This is a genomic window from Halorhabdus sp. SVX81 (assembly GCF_029207715.1).
Taxonomy (GTDB): Archaea; Halobacteriota; Halobacteria; order Halobacteriales; family Haloarculaceae; genus Halorhabdus.
The window spans coordinates 1,405,970-1,428,691 of record NZ_CP104322.1; the positions used below are offsets into that span (position 1 = coordinate 1,405,970).

23 protein-coding genes are annotated in these 22,722 nt (G+C 63.0%); 16 read left to right on the top strand and 7 right to left on the bottom strand.

The annotated features are described in order from the left end of the window. Positions 1–13: 13 nt before the first annotated feature. Positions 14–319 carry a hypothetical protein gene (locus tag SVXhr_RS07015; RefSeq protein WP_275740729.1) on the bottom strand — a complete coding sequence of 102 codons (306 nt, stop codon included), beginning with the start codon at positions 317–319 and terminating at the stop codon, positions 14–16. A 162-nt stretch (positions 320–481) separates the two neighbouring features. Here SVXhr_RS07015 and SVXhr_RS07020 point away from each other — a divergent pair, with 162 nt between their 5' ends. Beyond that, on the top strand, positions 482–1,861 hold the full coding sequence (locus tag SVXhr_RS07020; RefSeq protein ID WP_275740731.1) for an adenylosuccinate synthase: 1,380 nt from the start codon (positions 482–484) through the stop codon (positions 1,859–1,861). A gap of 16 nt (positions 1,862–1,877) precedes the next feature. Here SVXhr_RS07020 and SVXhr_RS07025 read toward each other — a convergent pair whose 3' ends face one another. Continuing rightward, positions 1,878–2,975 (bottom strand): Gfo/Idh/MocA family oxidoreductase, encoded by a 1,098-nt coding sequence (locus tag SVXhr_RS07025; RefSeq protein WP_275740733.1) that lies wholly within the window; start codon positions 2,973–2,975, stop codon positions 1,878–1,880. 117 nt (positions 2,976–3,092) lie between these two features. Between SVXhr_RS07025 and SVXhr_RS07030 the strand changes: the two genes are divergently transcribed. From SVXhr_RS07030 to corA, 6 genes are all read left to right on the top strand, one after another. Next, the gene (locus tag SVXhr_RS07030) at positions 3,093–3,287 is read left to right on the top strand and encodes a methytransferase partner Trm112 (RefSeq protein WP_275740735.1); all 195 of its coding nucleotides are present in this window, start codon (positions 3,093–3,095) and stop codon (positions 3,285–3,287) included. 33 nt (positions 3,288–3,320) lie between these two features. Next, on the top strand, positions 3,321–3,878 hold the full coding sequence (locus tag SVXhr_RS07035; protein WP_275740737.1) for a hypothetical protein: 558 nt from the start codon (positions 3,321–3,323) through the stop codon (positions 3,876–3,878). Between the two features lie 51 nt (positions 3,879–3,929). Next, the gene (locus tag SVXhr_RS07040) at positions 3,930–4,406 is read left to right on the top strand and encodes a hypothetical protein (protein WP_275740739.1); all 477 of its coding nucleotides are present in this window, start codon (positions 3,930–3,932) and stop codon (positions 4,404–4,406) included. 67 nt (positions 4,407–4,473) lie between these two features. Next, positions 4,474–5,964: a cysteine--tRNA ligase gene (gene cysS / locus SVXhr_RS07045; RefSeq protein ID WP_275740741.1), complete on the top strand. Its 1,491-nt coding sequence runs from the start codon at positions 4,474–4,476 to the stop codon at positions 5,962–5,964. A gap of 70 nt (positions 5,965–6,034) precedes the next feature. After that, positions 6,035–6,202 carry a hypothetical protein gene (locus SVXhr_RS07050; protein WP_275740744.1) on the top strand — a complete coding sequence of 56 codons (168 nt, stop codon included), beginning with the start codon at positions 6,035–6,037 and terminating at the stop codon, positions 6,200–6,202. Beyond that, positions 6,199–7,176 (top strand): magnesium/cobalt transporter CorA, encoded by a 978-nt coding sequence (gene corA / locus SVXhr_RS07055; protein WP_275740746.1) that lies wholly within the window; start codon positions 6,199–6,201, stop codon positions 7,174–7,176. Before SVXhr_RS07050 ends, corA begins: the two co-directional genes overlap by 4 nt. Before the next feature lie 684 nt (positions 7,177–7,860). On the opposite strand, the gene SVXhr_RS07060 is transcribed toward corA, so the two are convergent. Then, positions 7,861–9,102, bottom strand: a complete 1,242-nt coding sequence (locus tag SVXhr_RS07060; RefSeq protein ID WP_275740748.1) for a tripartite tricarboxylate transporter permease — start codon at positions 9,100–9,102, stop codon at positions 7,861–7,863. Positions 9,103–9,214: 112 nt separating this feature from the next. Here SVXhr_RS07060 and pdxS point away from each other — a divergent pair, with 112 nt between their 5' ends. Beyond that, positions 9,215–10,120, top strand: coding sequence for a pyridoxal 5'-phosphate synthase lyase subunit PdxS (gene pdxS / locus SVXhr_RS07065; protein ID WP_275740750.1), 906 nt, complete (start codon positions 9,215–9,217; stop codon positions 10,118–10,120). 112 nt (positions 10,121–10,232) lie between these two features. Continuing rightward, entirely contained in the window at positions 10,233–11,420 is a 1,188-nt protein-coding gene (locus SVXhr_RS07070) for a mechanosensitive ion channel family protein (RefSeq protein ID WP_275740752.1), read from the top strand. A gap of 30 nt (positions 11,421–11,450) precedes the next feature. On the opposite strand, the gene SVXhr_RS07075 is transcribed toward SVXhr_RS07070, so the two are convergent. Next, positions 11,451–12,326, bottom strand: a complete 876-nt coding sequence (locus tag SVXhr_RS07075; protein WP_275740754.1) for a homoserine kinase — start codon at positions 12,324–12,326, stop codon at positions 11,451–11,453. A 104-nt stretch (positions 12,327–12,430) separates the two neighbouring features. Here SVXhr_RS07075 and SVXhr_RS07080 point away from each other — a divergent pair, with 104 nt between their 5' ends. Together SVXhr_RS07080 and SVXhr_RS07085 are read left to right on the top strand one after the other, a co-directional pair. Beyond that, positions 12,431–14,620, top strand: a complete 2,190-nt coding sequence (locus SVXhr_RS07080; RefSeq protein WP_275740756.1) for a histidine kinase N-terminal 7TM domain-containing protein — start codon at positions 12,431–12,433, stop codon at positions 14,618–14,620. An 85-nt stretch (positions 14,621–14,705) separates the two neighbouring features. Next, the gene (locus SVXhr_RS07085; protein WP_275740759.1) at positions 14,706–16,019 is read left to right on the top strand and encodes an NAD(P)/FAD-dependent oxidoreductase; all 1,314 of its coding nucleotides are present in this window, start codon (positions 14,706–14,708) and stop codon (positions 16,017–16,019) included. Between the two features lie 56 nt (positions 16,020–16,075). Here the strand turns inward: SVXhr_RS07085 and SVXhr_RS07090 are convergent, their stop codons facing one another. From SVXhr_RS07090 to SVXhr_RS07100, 3 genes are all read right to left on the bottom strand, one after another. Beyond that, entirely contained in the window at positions 16,076–16,483 is a 408-nt protein-coding gene (locus SVXhr_RS07090; protein ID WP_275740761.1) for a hypothetical protein, read from the bottom strand. Between the two features lie 85 nt (positions 16,484–16,568). Next, positions 16,569–16,850 (bottom strand): hypothetical protein, encoded by a 282-nt coding sequence (locus SVXhr_RS07095; RefSeq protein ID WP_275740763.1) that lies wholly within the window; start codon positions 16,848–16,850, stop codon positions 16,569–16,571. 132 nt (positions 16,851–16,982) lie between these two features. Continuing rightward, positions 16,983–17,591: a DUF6149 family protein gene (locus tag SVXhr_RS07100; RefSeq protein WP_275740765.1), complete on the bottom strand. Its 609-nt coding sequence runs from the start codon at positions 17,589–17,591 to the stop codon at positions 16,983–16,985. 567 nt (positions 17,592–18,158) lie between these two features. On the opposite strand from SVXhr_RS07100, the gene SVXhr_RS07105 reads away from it, so the two are divergent. The 5 genes from SVXhr_RS07105 to SVXhr_RS07125 all read left to right on the top strand — a co-directional run bounded on the left by SVXhr_RS07105 (position 18,159) and on the right by SVXhr_RS07125 (position 22,683). Next, positions 18,159–19,400 carry an FAD-dependent oxidoreductase gene (locus SVXhr_RS07105; protein WP_275740767.1) on the top strand — a complete coding sequence of 414 codons (1,242 nt, stop codon included), beginning with the start codon at positions 18,159–18,161 and terminating at the stop codon, positions 19,398–19,400. A 52-nt stretch (positions 19,401–19,452) separates the two neighbouring features. Then, positions 19,453–19,869, top strand: a complete 417-nt coding sequence (locus tag SVXhr_RS07110) for a hypothetical protein (RefSeq protein ID WP_008525277.1) — start codon at positions 19,453–19,455, stop codon at positions 19,867–19,869. Positions 19,870–19,947: 78 nt separating this feature from the next. Further along, entirely contained in the window at positions 19,948–20,478 is a 531-nt protein-coding gene (locus SVXhr_RS07115; RefSeq protein ID WP_021029663.1) for a DUF5815 family protein, read from the top strand. Positions 20,479–20,638: 160 nt separating this feature from the next. After that, a complete protein-coding gene (locus tag SVXhr_RS07120) occupies positions 20,639–20,893 on the top strand; it encodes a hypothetical protein (RefSeq protein WP_008525271.1) in 255 nt (84 codons plus the stop codon). 59 nt (positions 20,894–20,952) lie between these two features. Then, complete coding sequence (locus SVXhr_RS07125) at positions 20,953–22,683, top strand: flippase activity-associated protein Agl23 (protein ID WP_275740771.1); 1,731 nt, start codon at positions 20,953–20,955, stop codon at positions 22,681–22,683. Positions 22,684–22,722 lie beyond the last annotated feature (39 nt).

Consider the following 22,722-nt stretch of genomic DNA (forward strand, 5'->3'; position numbering starts at 1 on the left):
CAAGATGGATCTCTTAGCCTTCGACTTCGGCCGCATCCTCGATTTTCATCCCTTCGAGCTTTTCGATCGTCTGGTCGACCTTGTTGTCGAGGTCGTCGACGAACTCGTGGGTGTGGTCGGTGGTGATAGCACCCTGACTCGAGGGCTCGATGAGGTTCTCCTCTTCGAGAACTCGCAGCGAGTACCGTACCTTGTGATGGGGGTAACCTGTCTCGTTGGACATCTTCACGATGCCGATCGGTTCGTTCTCGATGACCATCCGGAGAACCTGGAGATGCCGCTCCAGCATGTCGACTTCCTTTTCGAGCCTATCTATCATGGCACGTGTTAACTTGTGTTCGGAGGGTTTAAAGGTTGCTGTCCGAACGTCAAAAACAACTGGTGTAGGTTTGCTGCTTGGAGATATAACCCTTGTGGAAGAGTGACTATCAGGACGCGCCGACCGTAATCTGTTTACCGGGGTGGAAAAAACGACCGAGTGATGACCGTTACGATCGTTGGGTCACAACTCGGCGACGAGGGAAAAGGCCGGGTCGTCGACCTCTATAGCGACGAGGCAGACGTCGTCGTCCGATATCAGGGCGGCGATAACGCCGGTCACACGGTGTGTCACAGTGGGGAGGAATACAAGCTGTCACTGGTTCCAAGCGGTGCGATCCGTGACAAAGTCGGTGTACTCGGAAACGGGTGTGTCATTAACCCGCGGACGCTGTTCGACGAACTACAAATGCTCCGGGATCGGGGACTCGATCCCGACGTTCGGGTTGCCGAGCGCGCACACGTGATCATGCCGTTCCACCGCGTCCTCGACGGGATCGAGGAGGACGTCAAAAGCGAGGACGACCAGGAGGTCGGTACCACCGGTCGTGGGATCGGTCCGACTTACGAGGACAAAGCCGGCCGTCGTGGCGTCCGAATCGGCGACCTGCTCGACCCCGATGTCCTGCGAGATCGACTCGAATACGTGGTCCCGCAAAAGCGTGCGATCGCCGAGGACGTCTACGGTCTCGATGTCGACAACCTCGGGGAGTATCCGAACGCCTTCGATATCGATGCGCTCTTCGAGGAGTTCAACGAGTACGGCCGCCGGATCGAACGCGAGGACATGGCCGTCAACGCCGGTGCGTACCTGAGTGAAGCACGGGCATCCGGGAAGTCCCTCATGCTCGAAGGGGCCCAGGGGACGATCATTGACATCGATCACGGAAACTATCCGTTCGTCACCTCCTCGAACCCGACCGCGGGCGGCGCGACGGTCGGCACCGGGCTCAGCCCCGGCGTCATCGGCGACGGCGAGGTCGTCGGCATCGTCAAGGCCTACCTCACGCGGGTCGGCAGCGGGCCACTCCCGACGGAACTCGCTGGCGTCGAAGGGGACACGCCGGGCTACGACGGCGAGGCCGATCCCGAGGAAGAGAAACTCGCAACCTCAATCCGCGAGGCCGGCGACGAGTACGGCACCGTCACCGGCCGGCCGCGCCGGGTCGGGTGGCTCGACCTGCCGATGCTTCGGCATTCGACTCGCGCCAGCGGGTTCACTGGACTTGCGATCAACCACGTCGACACGCTCGCGATTCTGGACGAACTCAAAGTCGCCGAAACCTACGAACTCGACGGCGAGGAGCGACAGACGATGCCCGCGACGACCGAGCAGTGGGCCGAATGCGAACCGGTCTACCGGACGTTCGAAGGCTGGGAGCAACAAGACTGGGAAGCGATCGCAGCGGACGGCTACGACGCCCTTCCGGCGAACGCCCGCACCTATCTCGATTACATCAGCGACGAACTCGACGTCCCGATCTACGCGATCGGCGTCGGTCCCTCGCGTGAGGATACGATCGTCCGCGAGACGCCGTACTGAGCGTCGAACGCCGAAACTAGTTCTCGTCGTCCGGACCGACCTCACCCGCTTGTACCATCGCCTCGAAGGGATTATCGTCGATATCCAGCGGGAAGTCGACGCGCCCACGACGACGGACCGACTCGTAGCCACCGAAGATGATCTCGGCGGTGTTCAACCCGTTTTGCGCCCGGAGTTCGGACTCGCGGTCGCTCCCGAGCGCATCGATCACGTCGTCGATCGCGCGCTGGTGATAGGCATTGCCGTACTCGAAGTTGCCCGTCCCGGCGTGATGGAGCGTCTCGCCGTCGACGTCGACAGTCTCCCAGGTCCCCGACCCGGCCCGCCGGCATTCGAGCATCGGCCCGTCGTCGGTATCGATCCGGATCGCCCCGTCGCTGCCGACGAGATGGAACGCAGCCCCGACCAGGTCGGATCGGTCGCCGGTCGAAAGGAGCCCATCGACGCCGTTGTCGTACGTCCACTGGGCGAGCATCTGGTTCTCCTGATGCATCCCGAATCGGACGTCTTCCTCGCGGTAATCGAGCTGGGCCAGCACCCACTCCGCCCCGGGCTCGCCGGCGAACATCCCCGCGAGGTCGATGCTGTGTGCGCCGGTGTCATAGAAGTCGTCCCACCCGATCTCGACCCGCTGGAGGTCGCCGATCTCACCCGCGTCGAGTAGTTCCGTCGCGGCCCGAAACGGCCGGCCGAAGCGACGCATTCGGTGGAACGTCAACTGGGCGTCGGCCCGCCAGGCTGCCTGTGCCATTCGCTGAGCGCCCCCCCACGTGGCATCCATCGGCTTTTCACAGTGGATCGCCTCGACGCCGCGACGGGCAGCGGCCACCGTGAGATCCGCGTGGGCCTCGGGCGGGACCGTCAGGCTCACCACGTCGGGCTCGACCGCGTCGAGTAGCTCGATCGCATCGTCGAAGCGGCCCTCCTCCGGGATGTCAAACCGATCAGCGAACGCGTCGACGCGATCGGGGTGTCGATCAGCGGCGGCAACGAGGCGGGTGTCGTCGTTTCGCTCGTAGGCCTCCGCGTGCCGATATGCCATCGACCAGCTGTCGACCGTCGGGTTCTCGGGCTCGGCACCGGTCCCGACGACGGCGACGTCGTAGGTTGCCATGTTCGTCCCGAGGGTCGGCTGGACCACGTAATGGCGTTTCGGTGGGGGCCTCTCTCACGCTCCCCACCGGGACCCATCGAGCGGCACGTTTTTGCCGAGGCGGGCGTAGACCTAGGTATGCAAGACGATCTGATGGACATCATCTGCTGTCCGCTCGACAAACACGATCTCGAACTCGACGTCGAGGAACGCGAGGACGGGGAAATCGTCGCCGGGACGCTGACGTGTACCGAGTGCGGCGAGACGTACCCGATCGAGGACGGCATTCCCAACCTGCTCCCACCGGACATGCGCGAGGACGCACCGGCCTAGAGCTTTTTTACCGGTCCCGTCGGAGAAACACGTGTGGTAGACCCGCTCCCCGTCCACGTCAACCGCGAGGAACTCCACGAGATAGCGGTGCCCACGTCCTTCGAAACCACCGGCACGTTCGACGTTCGACTCGTCAATCACGGCCAGCCACTGCACGTCCATCTCCACCTCGACGACGACCTCTCGACCGTCGCGAGCCTGGAGGCGACCAATCACTACGTCGACGGCGAGAGTGAGCGACGGGTTACGATCACGGTTCGTGATGGAGCGACCGTCCACGGCAAGCTCAAGGTCGTCAGCGGGTACGGCGCACAAACCCGCTACGTCGACGTGATCGTAACCGAACCCGACGAGGAGGAAGGCTCCGTTCGAGTCGACGAATCGCTTGCCGAACCCCAGCCTGTCGCCGCGGACCAGACCGAGGGGCTCGTTGCCGACGGGCCGGTCGTGCCGGTCGCTGCCCTCGCTATCGGTGCCCTCGTCGTCGCCGCCGGGATCGCATTTGCCCTCCAGGCGTTCGTCGTCGGTCTCGGTGCGCTCGTGGTTCTGGCCGGCGTGATCGTCGCACTGTACGTCCTTTTCGTCGAGTGAGCGTCACGGCCTCGCAGTACAGTTATGGTGGTGTCCGCCGGAGACGAACACATGACGTTGGCAGCGAGAGCCCGCGAAGCCGCCCGCGCCCACCCGTTCGTCCACGAAGGCCTGCGTACAGGCGTGATCAACTACTCCGCCGCCGCGCGGCTGCTCGACGTCGGTGACGAGGAAGCGGTTGCCGCTGCGCTTCGGCGATACGCCGCGGAACTCCCCGAACGTGATATCCCGGATGGGTCCCCACGGGTCACGATGCACAGCGGGCTGGGCGCTGTAGAGCACGGCGACGACGGCGACGGCGGGTTACTCACAGTCGGCGAGACGACGTATGCCGAGAACGCCGGGTCGCTGACCGGCGTGGCGGCCACTGGTGACATCCACGCGCAATCGCTGGCCCGTGTGCTCGCTCGACTCGACGCCGAGGACGTCGCCGTCGAGGCTGCCGCCGTCGCCGACGGGTATCTCGTCCTCGTCGTCGATCGCCGTGACGGGCCGGACGTGGTCCGGTTCGTCGAAGCGATGATCTGAGAGACGTGATCGGCGTGTCGGGCCGGCTTCGACGGATTGAAGCGCTCGCCCCGTCGACCGTCCCACGATGACCCTACGCGTGACGAACACGCTCTCGGGCGAACGTGAGGCCTTCGAGCCACAGGATCCGGACGCGGTCACCTTGTATTACTGTGGCCTCACGACGTCCGATCCGCCGCATCTCGGCCACGCCCGCGGCTGGGTGCACGTCGACGTGATGCACCGCTGGCTGTCGTGGCTCGGCTACGATGTCCACCACGTCGAAAACTTCACCGACGTCAACGAGAAGATCGTCGCCCGCGTCGGCGAGGTCGGCGGGAGCGAAGCCGACGTCGCCCGGACGTATATTCAGGACGTGATCCGGGACATGCGGTCGCTGAACCTCAAACGCGCGGAAGTCTACCCCCGCGTCTCCGAACACGTCCCTGAGATCATCGACCTCGTCGAGACGTTGATCGACCGAGGCTACGCATACGAGGCGAACGGCTCGGTGTACTTCGACGTCACCGCGTTCGAGGACTACGGCGAGCTCTCGAACCAGACGGTCGAGGAACTCGACGCCCAGGGCGATCCCGACGAGCGGGGCGAGAAGCGCCATCCGCAGGACTTCGCGCTCTGGAAGGCCGGCGGCGTCGACCCCGCCGACATCGAAGCGCACCGCCATGCTGACGCTGCACCCGCCGAGGACGCCTGTCAGACAGCGCAGACGTGGGATTCGCCATGGGGCGAGGGCCGGCCCGGTTGGCATATCGAGTGCTCGGCGATGAGCATGACCCATCTCGGCGAAACCATCGACATCCACGTCGGCGGCCAGGATCTGGTATTTCCCCACCACGAGAACGAGGTCGCCCAGAGTGAGGCGGCGACCGGCGATCGGTTTGCCAACTACTGGCTTCACGTCGGGTTGCTCGAAACCGGCGAGGAGAAGATGTCTTCCTCACTCGGGAACTTCGCGACTGTCGAGGACGCCATCGCCGAATACGGCCTCGGCGTCGTCCGGACCTTCCTGCTGTCGACGGCCTATCACAGCCGCGCAACCTACACCGAGGAGACGCTCTCGGAGGCCACAAAGCGGTTCGAGACGCTCGAACGCGGCTACGAACGCGCCGTCGAGGCGGCCGACAGCGTCGACGCGACCGCCAAGACGACCGACGACGCACTCCGGGACGCGGTCGAAACAGTCCGCGAGGCGATCCCGCGTGCGATGAACGACGACTTCAATACTCGCGAAGCACTGGCAGCGCTGGTCGAGTTCACGAGCGCGGTCAACCGCCACGTCGACGAGTTCGAGACCCACGACTACCGTGGCCTTCGACGCGCAATCGACGTGTACGACGAGTTTGCGGTCGGCGTCCTCGGTCTCCCGCTGGGTGACGGCGGGGACGACACCGGCGACGTTCGCCTGGCCGAGGATCTAGTCGAACTCGTCCTCGACGTTCGTGCCCAAGAGCGCGACGCCGGCAACTACGAGCGCGCCGACGAGTTACGCGACGAACTCGCCGCACTCGGTGTCGAGGTCCAGGACAGCGACGACGGCCCGACCTATCGGCTACCCTGAGAGAGCGGTTTCCCCGTTCGGTCGCGGTTCTCACGCCAACGCTTTTTTCACAGGCTCACGAGGAACGGATATGCGAATGCTGATGGCCGGAGTAGTGCTTTCGCTTCTCGGCTTCAGTGGCTACCTCGCGGGCATCGCCATCTCCTATCCCGGGCGATCAATCTCGCTTGCCGCGATCATGATCGGGCTCACGCTCGTTGCGATCGGTCGGGCGAGTGCGATGGAGGGATCGGCGTGATCGACGCACTCGTCTACGACGGGACGGGCGTCGAGTCCGCCGAGGATATCGCCGCCGCACGCGCGGCAGACGGAACAACGTGGGTCCACGTCGAGGATGCGAGCGACGCGGAGATCGATGCCGTCGCCGACGCGTTCGACCTGCACGCGCTGGCCATCGAGGACGTGCGGAACAACGTCCGGGCGAAATCCGAGGAGTTCAGCGCCTACACCTTCGCCCTGGTCAAGACCGCCCGCCTGACTCGGGGCGAGACCACCTTCGAGGAGGAGATCGACGACGAGCCGGTTGGCCTCTTCATCGGCGATGACTGGCTGGTCACCGTCGCCACCGGCAGTGCCGACCCGGTCGCTCGTGTTCAGGAGAGCGTCCGTCGTGGGGACGAACGGCTGCTCGAACGGGGGCCGGATTTCACCGCCTATCGAGTTCTGGACGTGCTCGTCGACAGCTACTTCGAGATCCTCGAACATCTAGAGGGCCAGATCGAGGCCATCGAGGACGAGGTCGTCGAGTCGCCCGACGCCGACCTGCTCGGGGAGATCAATAGCGTCCGCCGGGAACTGCTTTCCTTCCGGAAAGTCGTCTGGCCCGTCCGGGAGACGCTTGCGGTGCTCGCCCGCGGTGACGTCACCACGATCCATGCAGACACCCAGAAGTACTACCGCGACGTCTACGATCACCTGGTCCAACTCGTCGACCTGCTGGAGACGTACCGTGATCTGGTGGTCGGGACGCGGGATATCTATCTCAACGCCCTCTCCCAGTCGACCAACGAGGTTATGAAGGTCCTGACCGTCGTCGCGACGATCTTCATCCCGCTGACGTTCGTCGCCGGCGTCTACGGGATGAACTTCTCCGGCGGGCCGTACAACATGCCCGAGTTGACCTGGGAGTTCGGCTATCCGGCGGTCATGCTCGGCATGGCCGGCGTCGCGGCGCTGATGGTGATTTACTTCCGGCGGCAGTCGTATCTGTGAGAAGTAACGCTGTCTGTGGCCTTCGCTGCCACGTTAACGGCCCAATTGTTCAAGACGAACGCATTGAGTGTAGTCATGCTTCGTTGGATGCCCTTCGTATGTCACATTTCCCTGCTGTGACTGTCCGCTATCACTGAGAACTCATGAACAAACCACTTTAAAATAGACATTTCATGTTTGAGACTGTATCCTCTCTCGCAAAACAATAACAGCCACAAAAGACATAATCGTGAGAATCACGGATGGCAGAGATGTCCGTATACCCATGCGATAGACGCTGTCATACACCCATACAGAGAAAATGAGTGGGATAACGAAAAGCACGTTCCTTTTTGAAACAAATATGTCAAAATACGCGAGGGTGCCAGCAATCAGTGATAAGACGGCAATGACCTTCGTTGCAAGCATCTCTGGACCGAAAAACATAATCAGACATATGAATATCAAAATCCCAAATAACAGTCCTCGTATCTTTTGTGAATACAGTGGATTGTCGTGCATGGGTTAGGTATACTTTCGATCGTTTCTTTCTGGGTTTTCCGGTGTAATTGGTACTGTATCAACGTGAATTTTCGTGGAGACGGAATCGGTACCAAACGATATCGGATTATAGCATACTAAATCATTCTGTCTGAGTATCACTCGCTGTTTGAACGATCCAGACATACGTCGCCTCATTCTCACTCACACGCCCAAGATCAACGGGCCGATCAACACGCCCATCAGCGACACACGTCGGGCACCCAATCTGGCAGGGATCAGGCCGACCAGCGTGCTGACGGCGAAGACGGCAACGCCGATCGGCCCGGCGAACAACCCCGAGAGCAACGCCAGTACGGCGAGCACGCCGACCGATAGCCGGACGTGATCGAGCCGTCTGACTGCCCTGAGATACCAGTCGCCGACCACCACGACGAGGACGAAACCGACGGCCGCCGCAATGAGAACGGCCGCCACGAGCAGCGGCCAGGCGAGCGGCGCACCCGAGCGATCGAGCGCCACGAGAACCCCGGTCCGTGGATTGCCGAAGGCGATGAGTGCACAGAGTGCAAAGAGGGTATTCGACGTATTCACGCCACTGGTGGTCACGACGAACCCGCGGCTGCCGTACTTCGACGGCGCGCTGACGAGCGCCAGTGTCGCCGCGATGGCGCTGGAAACGCCCGGCAGGTACCCCACGATCGCCCCCGAGACGGTGCCCAGCAGCGCGAGTCCGCCGACTGACTTTCGTGTAGTTCGGACGGTGGGGTCGTCCTGGCTCGGGACGCCGGCGCCACGCATGGCGTCGATCAACACCGGCGCGCCGAACAGCCCGCCGAACAGCGGCGCGAGCATGCTTCCGACCGGAAGGACGCCGTCGGTGGGCACGTCGAGCGTGACGACGCCAAGGGCGGCACTGACGAGAAACGATAGCAATGCAGCCTTTCGGGCGTGATTCGTCGGCTCCGTCGCGATGACTGCGGCTGCGATGGCCGTCAATACGACTGGCAATCGCTCGGCAAGCATGGGATACACTTCGAGCATGACGAGCGTCACCGGGACCGCGAGCGGGAGCGCGAAGACGACGGCTAGTCCGCTTCCCAGCGCCGAAAGTCGAAGCGCCTCGCGACCACGGCCGCCGAGGACGAGACGATGGCTCGGCAGCGCGCTCGCGGCCATCGCGGGATCGGGGACCCCCAGCGCGAGTGCGGGCACGAAATCCAGAAATGTATGCACGACGCCGGCGGCGAGCATGGCTGCCCCGACCAGCCGCGGCGGGGCTGGTACGCTCGGCGCGACGGCTGCCAGCAACAACGCGAAGTTGTTCGCGTGCAGTCCCGGCGTCAGCCCGCTGATCGTTCCCAGACAGATCCCGCCGGCGATGGCCACGATGGCGAGGGCGGTGGCTTCCGGGGCGAACGCGAGTCTGACGCCGAGGTCGAACACGGTGGAAGTGGGCTCCCTCTGTGATTTAAACCTCCGTCAAGAGTGGGTCTCGATGCTCGCTTCCTCGACCGAAAGCGACTCGTTAAGTGAATCCACGACCAACCTTTCGGTAATGACGGAAACCGATCTCGAAGATCTACGTCGGGGTACTGATCTCGTCAAGCGTGGCTTCGCGAAGATGCAGAAAGGCGGCGTCATCATGGACGTCGTCAGCCCGGAGCAGGCCCGGATCGCCGAGGACGCGGGCGCTGTCGCCGTCATGGCCCTAGAGGCCGTCCCGGCTGACATCCGCAAGCGCGGCGGCGTCGCCCGGATGGCCGACCCGGCGGACATCCAGGAGATCATCGACGAGGTTTCGATCCCGGTGATGGGCAAGTCCCGGATCGGCCACACCAAGGAGGCCCAGATCCTCGAAGCCATCGGCGTGGACATGGTCGACGAGAGCGAGGTCCTGACGCCCGCCGACGACGCCTATCACATCGACAAGCGCGAGTTCACGACCCCGTTCGTCTGCGGGGCACGGAATCTCGGTGAAGCCCTGCGCCGGATCGACGAGGGCGCGGCGATGATCCGGACGAAAGGTGAGGCCGGCACGGGCGACGTCAACCAGGCCGTCCACCACCAGCGGACGATCAAGGGTGCGATCCGGCAACTCGAAGGCATGAGCCACGAGGAACGCGAGGCATGGGCACGAGAACACGAAGCCCCAGCCGAACTCGTCCACGAGACCGCCGAGATGGGTCGTCTCCCGGTCGTCAACTTCGCCGCCGGCGGGATCGCGACGCCCGCCGACGCAGCCCTGATGATGCACCACGAGTGTGACGGCATCTTCGTCGGCTCGGGCATCTTCGGCGCGGAGGACTCGGAAGCGATGGGCCGCGCGATCGTCGAAGCCGTCAACAACTACGACGACCCCGAACGGCTGGCCGAGATCGCCGCCGGAACAGGCTCCGGCATGAAGGGTGACGCCAACGTCGATCTACCCGAGGACGAGCAGTTGCAGGGACGGGGCGTCTGAGACGTTTTTACTACCCTCGTGTCGTCATTCGGCAAGACATTGTTTTTCACTGTGACCAACAGCCATCACCGTCACAGAAACATCCAAGTTCGCGCACCCCGCTTTGGCGGATATGGCCTCTCTCGTCTCTCTGGTCTCGGAATTTCAACAGTTTCTGGAGAGCCTGGCATCGACACAAGCGCGCATCGCGGCGACCGTTGCCGTCGGGATGCTTGCCATCATCGTCGCCGCGTTCATCCTGCCGGTCGGCCTCGATCGAGCGTATCGACTCATGTCGACCCGTCTCGGGACAAGTCGACTCGCCGATTGGATCCGACTCGTCGGTGAGTACGTTCCACGGACGGTCGCCGAGGCCTTTGTCCGCCTCGTTCAGGGTCTGGTCCTGGCGGCAGCAGGGCTTGCTTTGCTGGTTATCTGGGGGCTCGTTGATACCGCGGAGTTGGTCCTGCGATATCTCGGCGGGTCGTTGCCGGTTCTCGGTCGTGGGAGCCTAACGCTGGTGGTTGCTCTTCTGGCGTACGTCGGGGCGGACCAGTACAAACAGATGGTCGTCCGGATCGGCAAGGAGGCCACCTGGCTGACCGATCACCAGCAGGAGATCGTGATCCGGCTGGGACAGATTGGGATCCTCCTGACAGCCGGCCTTGTCGTTCTCACCGTCTGGGAGGTCAACTTACAGGGACTGCTGGTCGGGGCGGGCTTTCTCGGCATCGTCGTCGGTCTCGCCGCCCGCCAGACGCTCGGCGCGCTGATCGCCGGCTTCGTGTTGATGTTCTCGCGCCCGTTCGAGATCGGCGACTGGATCGAGATCGGCGAGGAGGAAGGGGTCGTCACCGACATCACGATCATGAACACGCGCCTGGAGAACTTCGACGGCGAAGTCGTTTATCTCCCGAACGACCGCGTCAACGAACAGGCGATCGTCAACCGGAGTCGCCGTGGCTCGCTCCGGCTCCGCGTCGACGTCGGCATCGACTACGACAGCGACCCCGAACACGCAAAGGCCGTTGCCCTGGAGACGATCAAGGAGATCGACGTCGTCGCGGACGGCCCGCCGCCACAGATCGTCCCGAAGTCCTTCGGCGATTCAGCCGTCATCCTGGAGATGCGCTTTTGGATCGATCACCCGACGCCGCCCCGGAAGTGGAACGCGGTCGAACGGGTCGTCACAGCGGTAAAGACCGCTTTCGAACGCGAGGGGATCAAGATCCCGTTCCCACAGCGCGAACTCAGCGGCCGCGCCGAAACCAACGGCTTCCAGGTCCAGGAATCAGCAAGTGGGAGCGAGGACGTCAGATAACAGCAGTACAGCCGGCTTTCATCGACGTGTTCAGTACAAGCGCGCCCCGTCGCCGATGCTGGTCTGATAGGCACGGGCGTCGATACCGCGATCGTCGAACGTATCGAGCATCGCGTTGGCAACAGCCCGCTGGTCGTGGTCTCGCGTGACTGCGAGGACGGCCGGGCCGGCCCCGCTGATCGTGACGCCGGTCGCACCGGCTGCAAGCGCTGCCTCCCGGACGGCATCGTAGCCGTCGATGAGCTTTGCCCGGGCCGGCGTGACGACACTGTCCTCCATCCCCTGCCCGACGAGCGCCGGGTCGTCACGGTACATCCCGGCCGTGAGCGTCGCCGCGTTGCCGACCGTCTCGACCAGTTGCTCGACAGTCGTCTCCGTCGGCACTACCTTCCGTGCGTCCCGTGTCGAGACGACGATTTCCGGGAGTGTCACGACGATGGAGATATCGGTATCGACCTGTGTAACGCCGCCGGGTGTGGCGATCGTGAACCCGCCGAGAATCGCCGGGGCAACGTTGTCGTCGTGGGCATCGCCGGAGACGACGGCTTCGCCCTTTGCGGCGATCGGGACGAGTTCCTTCCGGGATTTCCCCCGCTCGTAGAGATCGTTGAGTGCGACGGCCGCCGCCGCGGCGCTGGCGGCCGAAGAGCCCAGGCCCGATGCCGGTCGAATGCCCTTGTCGATCTCGATGTGGGCGGGCGCATCGAGTGCGTCGGCGACGGCTCCCACGGTGTTTTTCTCGGGATCCTCCGGAATGAATTGACTCCCGGCTCCAGTCACTTCGATGGTCGTCCGATCGGCTCGCTCGACGCGAACGACATCAGCCGGGCGGGAAAGCGCGATCCCAAAAACGTCGAACCCGCTCCCGAGATTCGCGCTCGTCGCCGGGGCTCGCGCCGTGCGCATACCCGTCATTTCCGGACTGCGGTCAAAAAGGTAGCGAACCCAACCGCGGCGATGACCCCTAAACATAAGCCACCGTCCCCCGAATCGGGGACATAGTAGCGTCGATGGTGCAACTCTCAGTCCCCGTCCTGGTTGCTGCTGGTAGTGCTGGTGGTGGTGTCATCTCCGCCTGGTTGGCCGTCTTCGCGTGGCAACGGCGTGCAGTTGACGCGGCCGGTCCCTTTGCCGCACTTGCCGCCGCCGTCAGCGTCCTGTCGTTCTGTTATGCGGGTGGGTTGATAGCGGACTCGACAACGACCGCGTCGATACTGCTGACGGCCGGGAACGTCGCTGGTTCGCAAGTGGCTCCGCTATGGGTCGTGTTTGCGATCGTCTACACGCGGTTCGAGCAGTATCAGCGACCGTCGATTTACGCGTTGCTGTGGGTCGGCCCGCTGGCCTATGTCCTGTTGCTGGTGACGGCACCGGTCCACAGCCTCGCGGACACGGCGGTACAGTTCCAGACCGTCGCCGGAATTACGGCGCCAGTTCCCGCCACCGACATCGCCTCGGAGGCCTATACGGCGTTTTCGTATCTGCTGTTGGTCGGCGGATACCTCCAGCTTGTGCGCTTTCTGATCGAATCCCGGAACGTCTATCGCCAGCAGACTGTCGCGATCATCATCGGGAGTGTCGTCCCGCTGACCGCCAACGCGTTGTTCGTGATGGGCTTTAGTCCGCATCCCGGCTTGAACCCGACGCCGCTGGCCTTCGTTATCACTGGTGGGATTGTCGGCTGGGCGCTGTTCGAGTACGATCTGCTCTCGATTGCGCCGCTGGCCAGCGATCTGGTCGTCGACGAGTTGCCCGACCCGGTGATCGTTCTCGATGAGAGCGATGTCGTGGTCGATCACAACACGGCAGCCGAGGCTGCGTTCGAAGCGAACGAACTGACCGGACGGGACATTTCGGCGGTCGTTCCCGAGTTCACCGAGCGTCAGGGCACCGATCGGCTGATTTCGGCCACCGCACCAGCCCAGTCGGACTCAACGGCATTGTACAACCCTCAGACGACCGAGATTACCGACCAGCATAGCCAGTACCGTGGCCGGCTGATCGTCTTCCGAAACGTGACGGCCCAGCAGCGGCGTCTCGACCGGATCGAAGCCCTTCAGGCGGCGACCGAGGCACTCATCGACGCACGTATCGACGACGAAATCGCCGAGGTCGCTGTCTCGTTCGTCGATCGGATCCTCGATCAGGAGATCGCCGTCGTCTTCGTCGCCACCGACGACGGCGCACAGCTCCGTCCGGCAGCAGTTTCGGAATCGATCGACGCAGCGAGCGACGGTCAGCCGCCGAATCTGACCGCCAACGACGGAACGCTCTGGGGCCGATATCAGCAATCGGATGCGGACGGTGTCGTCTCCGCGGACTGGGAGTGGGAACCGCTGACTGCGGTCGACCTCGACGAACTGCTGGTGCTATCACTGGGCGATCACGGGCTGTTCTGTATCGGCTCCGCCGAAACGGGATATACAGTCGGGGATCGACAGTTCGCCAGGATACTTGCCGACGGGACGGAAACGGCACTCGACCGCGTGGCCCACGAACAGGATCTCCGGGAGAGTCGCCGGGTCGTCCGACAGCACACCGAACAACTCGAATTCCTCAACGGCGTCCTCCGACACAACATCCGCAACGGGATGCAGGTCATCGAGAGTAACGTCAGCTTACTCGATGCACACATCGACACCGATCCGGACAGCCAACAATATCTTTCACGGATCCGGGATCGAACGGGAGAGCTCTCGACGCTGACCGCCAGGATCCGTTCGATCACCGATACCGTGACGACCGACCCGGGGAACCGTTTGTGGCCAGTCGAACTGCGCCCGGCACTCAAAGAGCAGATCGCGGAGATCGAACGGCGACATAAAGACACGTACATTGAACTACACCACGACGGAAACCCGGTCGTCCTGGCGAATGGACTGCTCGAAGACGTCTTCGAGATCATCTTACAGAACGCCGTCGAGCACAACGATGCCGACCGGACGCGCATCGAGATCGACGTGAAACACGTCGGGGACTGGATCCAGGTGCACATTGCCGATAACGGCCCTGGCGTCTCCGATCACCTGAAAGAGTCACTGTTCGAGCGGAACGTCTCGGTCAGTGAGACGGCACACGGGTTCGGATTGTATTTCGTGGCGCTGATTCTCGACCTCTTCGGCGGTGACGTCTGGTTCGAGGACAACGAGCCACGGGGCGCGATCGCCGTTCTGGAGTTCCAGCGCGCACCCGACGAGTAATTCAGCCCGGAATATCCGTTGCTGTCGGGAATCGCCCGGGGACCACAGCAAAAAGCATATTCACCGTACCGGCCAATTCCAGTCCATGATTGGCGTCGTCGGTGGCGGGGTCGCAGGACTGGCAGCAGCACGTCGTCTCCAGGAGGCGGGATACGACGTCATGGTGCTCGAAGCGAGTGACGACCTCGGCGGACTGGCGGCGACGTACGAAACGAAAGGGGACCCGATCGAGCGGTACTATCATCACCTCTCGAAGTCCGAAGAGACGATCGTCGAGCGGTTCGAGGAACTGGGACTCGGATCTGACCTGGTGTGGGGCTACGGCAGCGACGCCTACTACGTCGACGGTGTGGTCCATCCGATGGACAAACCCTGGGAGATTCTCGCCTATCCGCACCTCTCGCTGTATGACAAGTTCCGCCTCGGCCTGCTCGTGTTGGACGTCGATATCCGCGGGGGGATCCCCTCCTTTGACACCTACGAGAAACTCGAAGACTTCGAGGACGTTCCAGTCAAGGAGTTTATCCTCGATCACACGTCTCGGGGCTGTTTCGAGCGGTTTTTCAAGCCGTTGCTCGAGGCGAAGTTCGGCGAGCGCTGGGAAGACGTCAGCGCCGCGTGGCTCCTCGGCCGCGTGAAGTTCCGCGGCGAACGGGATCCGTTGCGGGGGGAACTGCTGGGCTACCCACTTGGCGGATTCGGCAGCCTGATCGACGCGCTTGTCGATTCCGTCGGCATGATGGACATCTTTACCGGGGAGCGTGTGACCGATATCGGTATCGAGGACGGGGCCGTTCAGTCGGTGACCGCCGAAACCGACCTGGGAGCCGTTCCTTACACAGTCGACGGCGTCGTCATCGCCACGATGCCCGACGTACTGGAGTCGATCACGGGCTATGCATGTGACATCGACTTCCAGGGCACCGTCTGTTCGGTCATCAGCATGGCGGAAGCGCTGACAGACACCTACTGGCTCAACATTGCCGACGACGCGCCCTTCGGCGCACTCATCGAACACACGAACTTCGTCTCGCCGGAGCAATACGGTGGCGAGCACCTGCTGTACGCCGTCAAATACATCCAGGATTTCGAGGACGAACTCTGGCAAATGGACGACGAACGCGTCGAGGAAACGTGGCTCGCCGGCATCGAGGATCTATTTCCCGACTTCGACCGGGCATCCGTCAACTGGATCGAAACCTCGCGAAGCCCGAAGACCGCGCCCATCTACGAGCGGGGCTATCTCGAGAAGGTGATCCCCTATGACCTGAGCGGGGAGGTGGCAGACGGCGTCTATTACGCCGGCATGGCCTCGCGGGCACAGTACCCCGAACGCTCGCTCAACGGCGCGTTCGTCGCCGGTGAGACAGCCGCCGAGCGACTCATCCAAAACCAGTAGCACAATCCGATTGACTGCCCGGAACCGCTACACGTGGGTTCGTCGATGGTTCTGCATTATCGCATCCGACAGTAGACCACAACCAGCACGATCACGCCGAGATACAGGCCAAACGCGGCCCAAACGGCGATCCACCCCGGCGAGTGCTGTTGGATTCCCAGTCCCAGATCCCCGATTCCATAGCCGAGCAGTACCACGAATCCCATCCGCCAAGTGGTTGGCCGGGACTCCGGACGCCACCGTGTGAGTGCCAGCGCCGCGACGACCGAGACAGCGGTAATTCCACTGTAGGTCTGTGTTATCGACACACCAGGTGCATGAGAACATGCAATCGCCATCGGGAACAGCACCATGTGGATCGCGACGTACGTGACGTCGAGGCGTTTCCCACGGCCCCAGCTCTCTGTGAGTGATGTGACCGGTTGCGGATCCCGCCGCTCAGTCGACTGGCGTGGGGGTGACACGGAAGAGATGACAGTCTACCGGAACAAAATAGTTGCGCACTTCGGGTTCCCTCGAAACGTTCGATCTTGGCCGCCACGACGTCCATCAGGAAACCAGCGAAACAAGCGACATGGCCACGACAGAGAGGAGTATCGCGATCGCCACAATTCGCAGCACGCTCGCGAGGCTTCGGCGATGGGTCGGCAGTAGCTCGGCGATCCCGCCTATACCCATACCGAGAGCGAGAACGACGCTTGAACTCGTTCCATTGTTAGAAAGAAGTTCGATACCGCCGAAAATGCTGAACGCGACCGCTGCCAACAGAAAGATTCGAGCGCTCTCCCACCCGCCTGGCTCGGAAAACAGTTCCTCGGAATGAAATTCCATACACATTCTTCTGACGGACCAGAGTTAAAACACGAGGTCGATATGGGAGCGGGCGACGATCGATTGATTGTGCCCCACCAGCCAGCACCTCGCTGAGACACGCAATCCGGACAGGATCAGTCCGCACACCGATCAGGACTCGATCTCTCCGTCTTCGGCAGCTCCGGGGTCGACGCCCGGGGCTGCCTCGACATCGACTTCCTCGGGTTCCTCGCCGCCGCCGATCACGACCTCGCCGTCATCCGTCTCGACGTAGACGTCGTCGGCGAACCCGCCGATCGCGTGCGGGTGGTCGGGATCGTCGAGTTTCTCCGGCGTCGAGGGTGCGTCCGGGAGTCCGCCCTCGGGTGCGAACTCGCCGAGGGGGTCGTCGATCGTGATGCCGTGGGATTCGAAGAAGTCGGCGTAGCGGTCGTAGTGGGCCTCGACTTCCTCGACGGGGAACTCCATCATCTCGGTCCAGCCGTGGTTATAGAAGTCGAAGTTTGCCTGCGCGTGAGTGATCTCGCGGGCTTGGGCCTCGGGATAGCCTTCCTGGAGTGCCGCGACATAGGTGTCCATGGTCGCGTCGAACATGGCCGCTAAGCGCTCGCGCCGCTCTTCCTGGCGTTGTTCATCGGCCCAGTCCAGGAAGAAGTCGGTGTGGATATCGACCAGTTTGTCGGCCACCATCTCACCGACGACCGGGGCAGTCAGACTTTGCTTGGCTGCCCAGTGTTTGACGCCTTGTTTGAGTTTCATCGTACCGGGGCCTATACCCTCCATTCACATCAATTCCGGGACGACGGCAACGACGCACAGGGCGCTCGTTGTCCCTCTCGGCGTGACTCTCGTCAGTTGCTTGGTCGTCGTTTACGGGTTGCGCTGGGCCGCCATCGGTTTCATGGCCGGCACACGGCAATCGGATCCGAACCCCGCGGTTCAGTTCACTCCGTTCCTCGGGCTCTTGCTGGTGGTGATCGGGCTGGGGGTGTAGGAACGCAGATGGACTGCGTGGTCGCTTGCTGTCATCATCTCTGGCGGGATACTCATCACATCTCTTCACCGGATGGCGTTCACCTTCGATGTCGTCGTGGCCGTGATCATCGTCGGCTACCTGTTCGTCAAACTGAACTGGTATTTCACCGCTAGGTTGGGGGCACGGCAGTCTAGCCCTGAGTAAATGCCCGTGTGGAAACGGGAACGGTCGAACTGGGCTAGACGGGGGAGACCCATCACAGGGTGTTCGGTCTCTCGCCTCGAACAGTTCCAGCCGATAGATTGTGACGATAGCAATCCACATTAGGCCCCGGTACGAACACCGGGAGCATGACCACGTCGCACGTGATCCTCGGCGACGGCATCGCCGGGAGTTCCGCCGCGGAAACGATCCGTGAAGCGGATCCCGACGCCGACGTCACGATCATCACCGACGAGGGCGAACCCCTGTACAACCGCATTCTCATCAAGGAGTTCGCCAAAGGAACCCTCCCCGAAGAACCCGTCTCGATCCACGAGGAGGAGTGGTACGAGGAACGGGACATCGACCTCGAACTCAATACCCGCGTCACGTCCGTCGATACCGACGCGAACGTCGTCGAGGCCCAGGACGGAGCCACCTACGAGTACGACAAACTTCTCGTGGCCACCGGCGGCACGCCGACGAGGCTCCCGGTCGAAAACAGTGACGCCGAGGGAGTCCACTACTTCTGGACGTTCAAGGACGCACGGGCGATCCGTGACCACGCTGCCGAGGCTGAAACGGGTGTGATCGTCGGGGCCGGGCTGCTCGGCATCGACCTCGCTGCGATCTGTGGCGCACAGAACGTCGAGGCCGACTACCTCATGCGTGGCAACCGGTGGTGGCGCTACGCGCTGAGCCTCGACGGCGCGGAAATCATCCACGAGGCGCTCAGGCAAAAAGGCGTCACGCCCGTCTTCGATAGCGGCGTCGAACGGTTCGAAGTCGACGACGACGGTCATGTCACGGGAGCTGTGGACGCAAACGGCGAATTTCACGCGGGAGAATTCGCCGCCGTCGCGATCGGCCTGGATTTCAACACGGCATTTCTCGAAGACACGGCGGTCGAACTCGATGACGGCATCGTCGTCGACGAACACATGCGGACAGGCGTAGAAGATATCTACGCGGCTGGCGATCTGACGCGGTATTACGACGTCATTCTCGACGAACGCGCCCAGAACGGCTCGTGGGGGAGCGCCAAAGAACAGGGCGTCGTCGCCGCCGAGAACATGGTCGCCGACGAGCCGGTCGAGACGTTCCGGTACGTCTCTTCGTACTCGATTACACACTTTGAGTTCCCGTTTCTGTCCTTTGGTCACCCGACGATCGGCGACGACGAGGCCGAACGGAAGTACTCAGACACCGAGTGGCGGCGGCTCACGTTCAAGGACGGCCAACTCATCGGCGGCGTCCTGATCGGCGACCTCTCCCAGCAACAGGCGTTCAAACAGATCATCCGTGAAGAGCGGCCTGTCGCCGACCAAATGGAGAAGCTCCTCGAACCCGACGTCGATCTCGACGCACTGCCAGCCCCCGCTGTCGAGTGATCGGACTCGCCGGATCGACACCGTTTTGCTCGCCACGCCAATTTTTCAGGACATGGACGCCGACGCCGATGGAGAGATGACGCTCGCGTTCGATCTCGACGCATTGCAGCACCTGGCACATCCGGACGCGGTATTCACCGATGCTCGCCAGTGGAGCAAGTACGTGGGTATCGTCTCCGATGAGCCGACCTACGTCGTGACGAACTTCGCCCGGAAACACCGGATTCGACAGGATTTCTTCTCCGGGCCACGCGGACGAGCCGAGAGCTTCGAGACGATCAAAGACCAGTTCGACACCCCGCGGTACGTCTACGTCGGGACCGACGACGCGGCTGCGGAGGCCGCCACAGCCAACGGCTGGGAATACCTCGACGTGGAAGCCGCTGCCGACGCTGCGGAGTGGACACTCGGTGACCCCGAGGTGCCTTCGGCGGCGGACGAATCCGAAACGCGCGACGACTGGCCCTGAACGATCGACGCGTTTTCGCGCAGTCGAATCCCTTCGGGTACCGCGTCGTTTAACCACCCGGACGCGCAATCTCCGCCGATGGCTACCCCCCGCGTGCCGAGCGACGAAGACCGCCTGGAACTCCCGTGTGGCGAGACCGTGGATGTCCACACCTTCGACATGGGCCGTCGTGAATTCGCGTGTCAGTGCGGCGAAACCCACGCGCTCGTCATGGACATCCACCCGCTGACACGGTTCTTGCCGACGTTTCTCGTCGACACTCTCTCCGAGACGGTCGAACCGAGCGGGGACGCCGACGAATTCGGAACCCCCCACCTCATGGGCATCGTCCTGGAGGAGTTTCCCGACGACGTGGTCGCGAAGGATGTCGAGGACGACGGCGCGATCGGTTGTGGCCTGTTGTGGGTGACGGACTTCGACTCGCGTCGCCTCCACGAAATCGTGGTGGAACTCGTCGTCGAGCTTATGGAACACGCGATCAGCCACGCCGAAGATGAGACCGCCCGGGACGCCTTCGAGGAGGACATGCGCGAGTTCGACGTGGCTGCGTTCGTCGACGCCTACCGGGCTGACCGCGACTTCGATGGCGAACGCGACACACCAGTCTGACTGGTTCTGGGTCGGGTTCGTCTCCGGCGCTGGAGGCCTGTGTCGTCTGACCGGCGTGTGTGACACGGCCGGCGTCGATTCCGTCTGTGTGACGAGTTACTCCGCTACTGTCCCCCGAATCGACGCCAAGGGCCGTCAGACGCTAGTCTGACGGTGTTTAATGGTGTTCGGGGACGTTTGTCAGACCATGCTGCGTCACGGCGAGTTCGAGCGGATCCGCGCCGTGCTTCGGGAGTCGGATCTCGACGAACCCCTCACCGCGCGTGAGATCCACGACGTGCTGGAGGCCCACGACGAGTCCTTCGAGAGCCCCCACGAGATCGCGACCGTGCTCGGCCGTCACGCCGAGACCGGCGCGGTCGAAGTGATCCGCGGCCACCCCTACCGGTATCGATTCGACGACCGCGGGCAATGAGCTCTCACGCGTAATTCTCGACCACAACACGTTTGAAACGACCCGGCGTGGCTCCGTTTGTGAATCGTGTCATCGATCGGCTGGGGCTGAAAGAACCGCGGCGAGCGCTCGCTCTTGTCGTGCTCGCCGCACTTGTTGCCCGACTTATCGCTCTGGACGTCCGGGTCGCCCACTGGGACGAGGCGCGGGTCGGGTACTGGATCCTCCACACTGCCGACACGGGATGGTGGGAGTACCGGCCGATCATCCACGGCCCGTTCGTCCAGCACGTCACGCGCTGGACCTTCGCCGTTGCGGGCGTCTCGGACTTCACGATGCGACTGCCGGTAGCTCTGATCGGGTCGGCGCTCCCGGCGACGGCCCTGCTGTTCCGGTCGCGTTTGCGCGATGTCGAAACCATCGCGCTCGGTGTCATTCTCGCGGCGAATCCACTCCTCCTCTACTACTCGCGGTTCATGCGCAGCGACCTGCCGCTGGCCGCATTCGCCTTCGTCACGCTCGGTGCGATCGTGGCCGCGATCGATACGGATCGGCGGCGCTATCTTCACCTCGCTGCGATCGCGTTCGCACTCGCACTGACGACCAAGGAGAATGCGGTCCTCTATCCCGTCTCGTGGCTCGGGGCCGGCACGCTGGTTGTTCTCTCCCGGTTGGCCGCGGATCACTACGATGGAGGTGATCCGATCGCGACCTTGCGAAGCTGGGTGACAGCGACCCGGCGGCGCGCGTGGGCCTGGCGACGGACGCTCCTTGCGCTTCCGTTTGAGATTCTCGCCGTAGTCGCGTTCTTCTATGCGCCGCGCTCGCCCGAGGCTGACGCCGGCCTCTTCAGTGCGCTTGCCGACCCGACGTTGCTCCCCGGCGTCCTGGGGCAGGCGACGGTCGGCGCGACTGGTGAACTCATGGACCTCTGGCTGTCGCCCAGCGTCCGTGGCCACGCCTACGCCCCGTATCTCGCGCACTTTCTGGTAGTTCTGGCCATGGCTTCGGCCGGCACTGCGGTGCTTGCAGTCCTGGCAGTTCGTTGGCAGCCTCGTCCCCTGGTAACGTTCTGTGGCTGGTGGGCGCTGTCGGGGGTTGTCGGCTACCCGTACGTCGCTGACATCAAAGCGCCGTGGCTCGCGATTCACGTCGTCGTTGCGCTTGCGATCCCGGCGGCTGTCGGGCTACTCGCCGTCGTCGAGCGGTTCCGGGCGGCCCGCATCGAGCGCCGTCAGCTTGCATCGGTCGGATTGGCGCTGCTCCTCGTTTTTTCGGGCGTATTCGCCGTCGCTTCGGCGGGATTCACGACATACCACCAGCCACCCGACGGCTTCAACGTCGTCGCACAGAGCGGTCAGCCGGGCGGGGATATTCGCCCAGTTCTCCAAGACATCCGTGCGGTGGCGGGCCACAACGATGGAACCGATGTCCTCTACTACGGGAACCTCTCGTTCAGGGACGAGACGTGGGCGAACCACCCCCCCGCGCCCAGCGACTGGTTCAACCGATTGCCGATACCGTGGTACACCGAGCGGGCCAACGCCACCGTCGATAGTGTTGAGACCGCCGAGGGACTCCCCACGAACCCGCCGCCGGTCGTGATCGCCGAAGGCCGCGATCGGGCGGAACTCGCGGCTGCGCTTGACGGATATGCGGTCCGCGAGGAGGCGATTTTGATCCGCGGCGGGCGACGGACCATCGAGGTGTTCGGGTTCGAATACCACCTCGGCGGGAAAACGTTCGCCTTTTTCATCGACCGTGACGCCCTCGAAGCCGCCACAGCCGGCCGTGATAGCGCGCCCTCGTGATACGATATTCGAAATCAAACTTCGAGGATCGTAACCTTT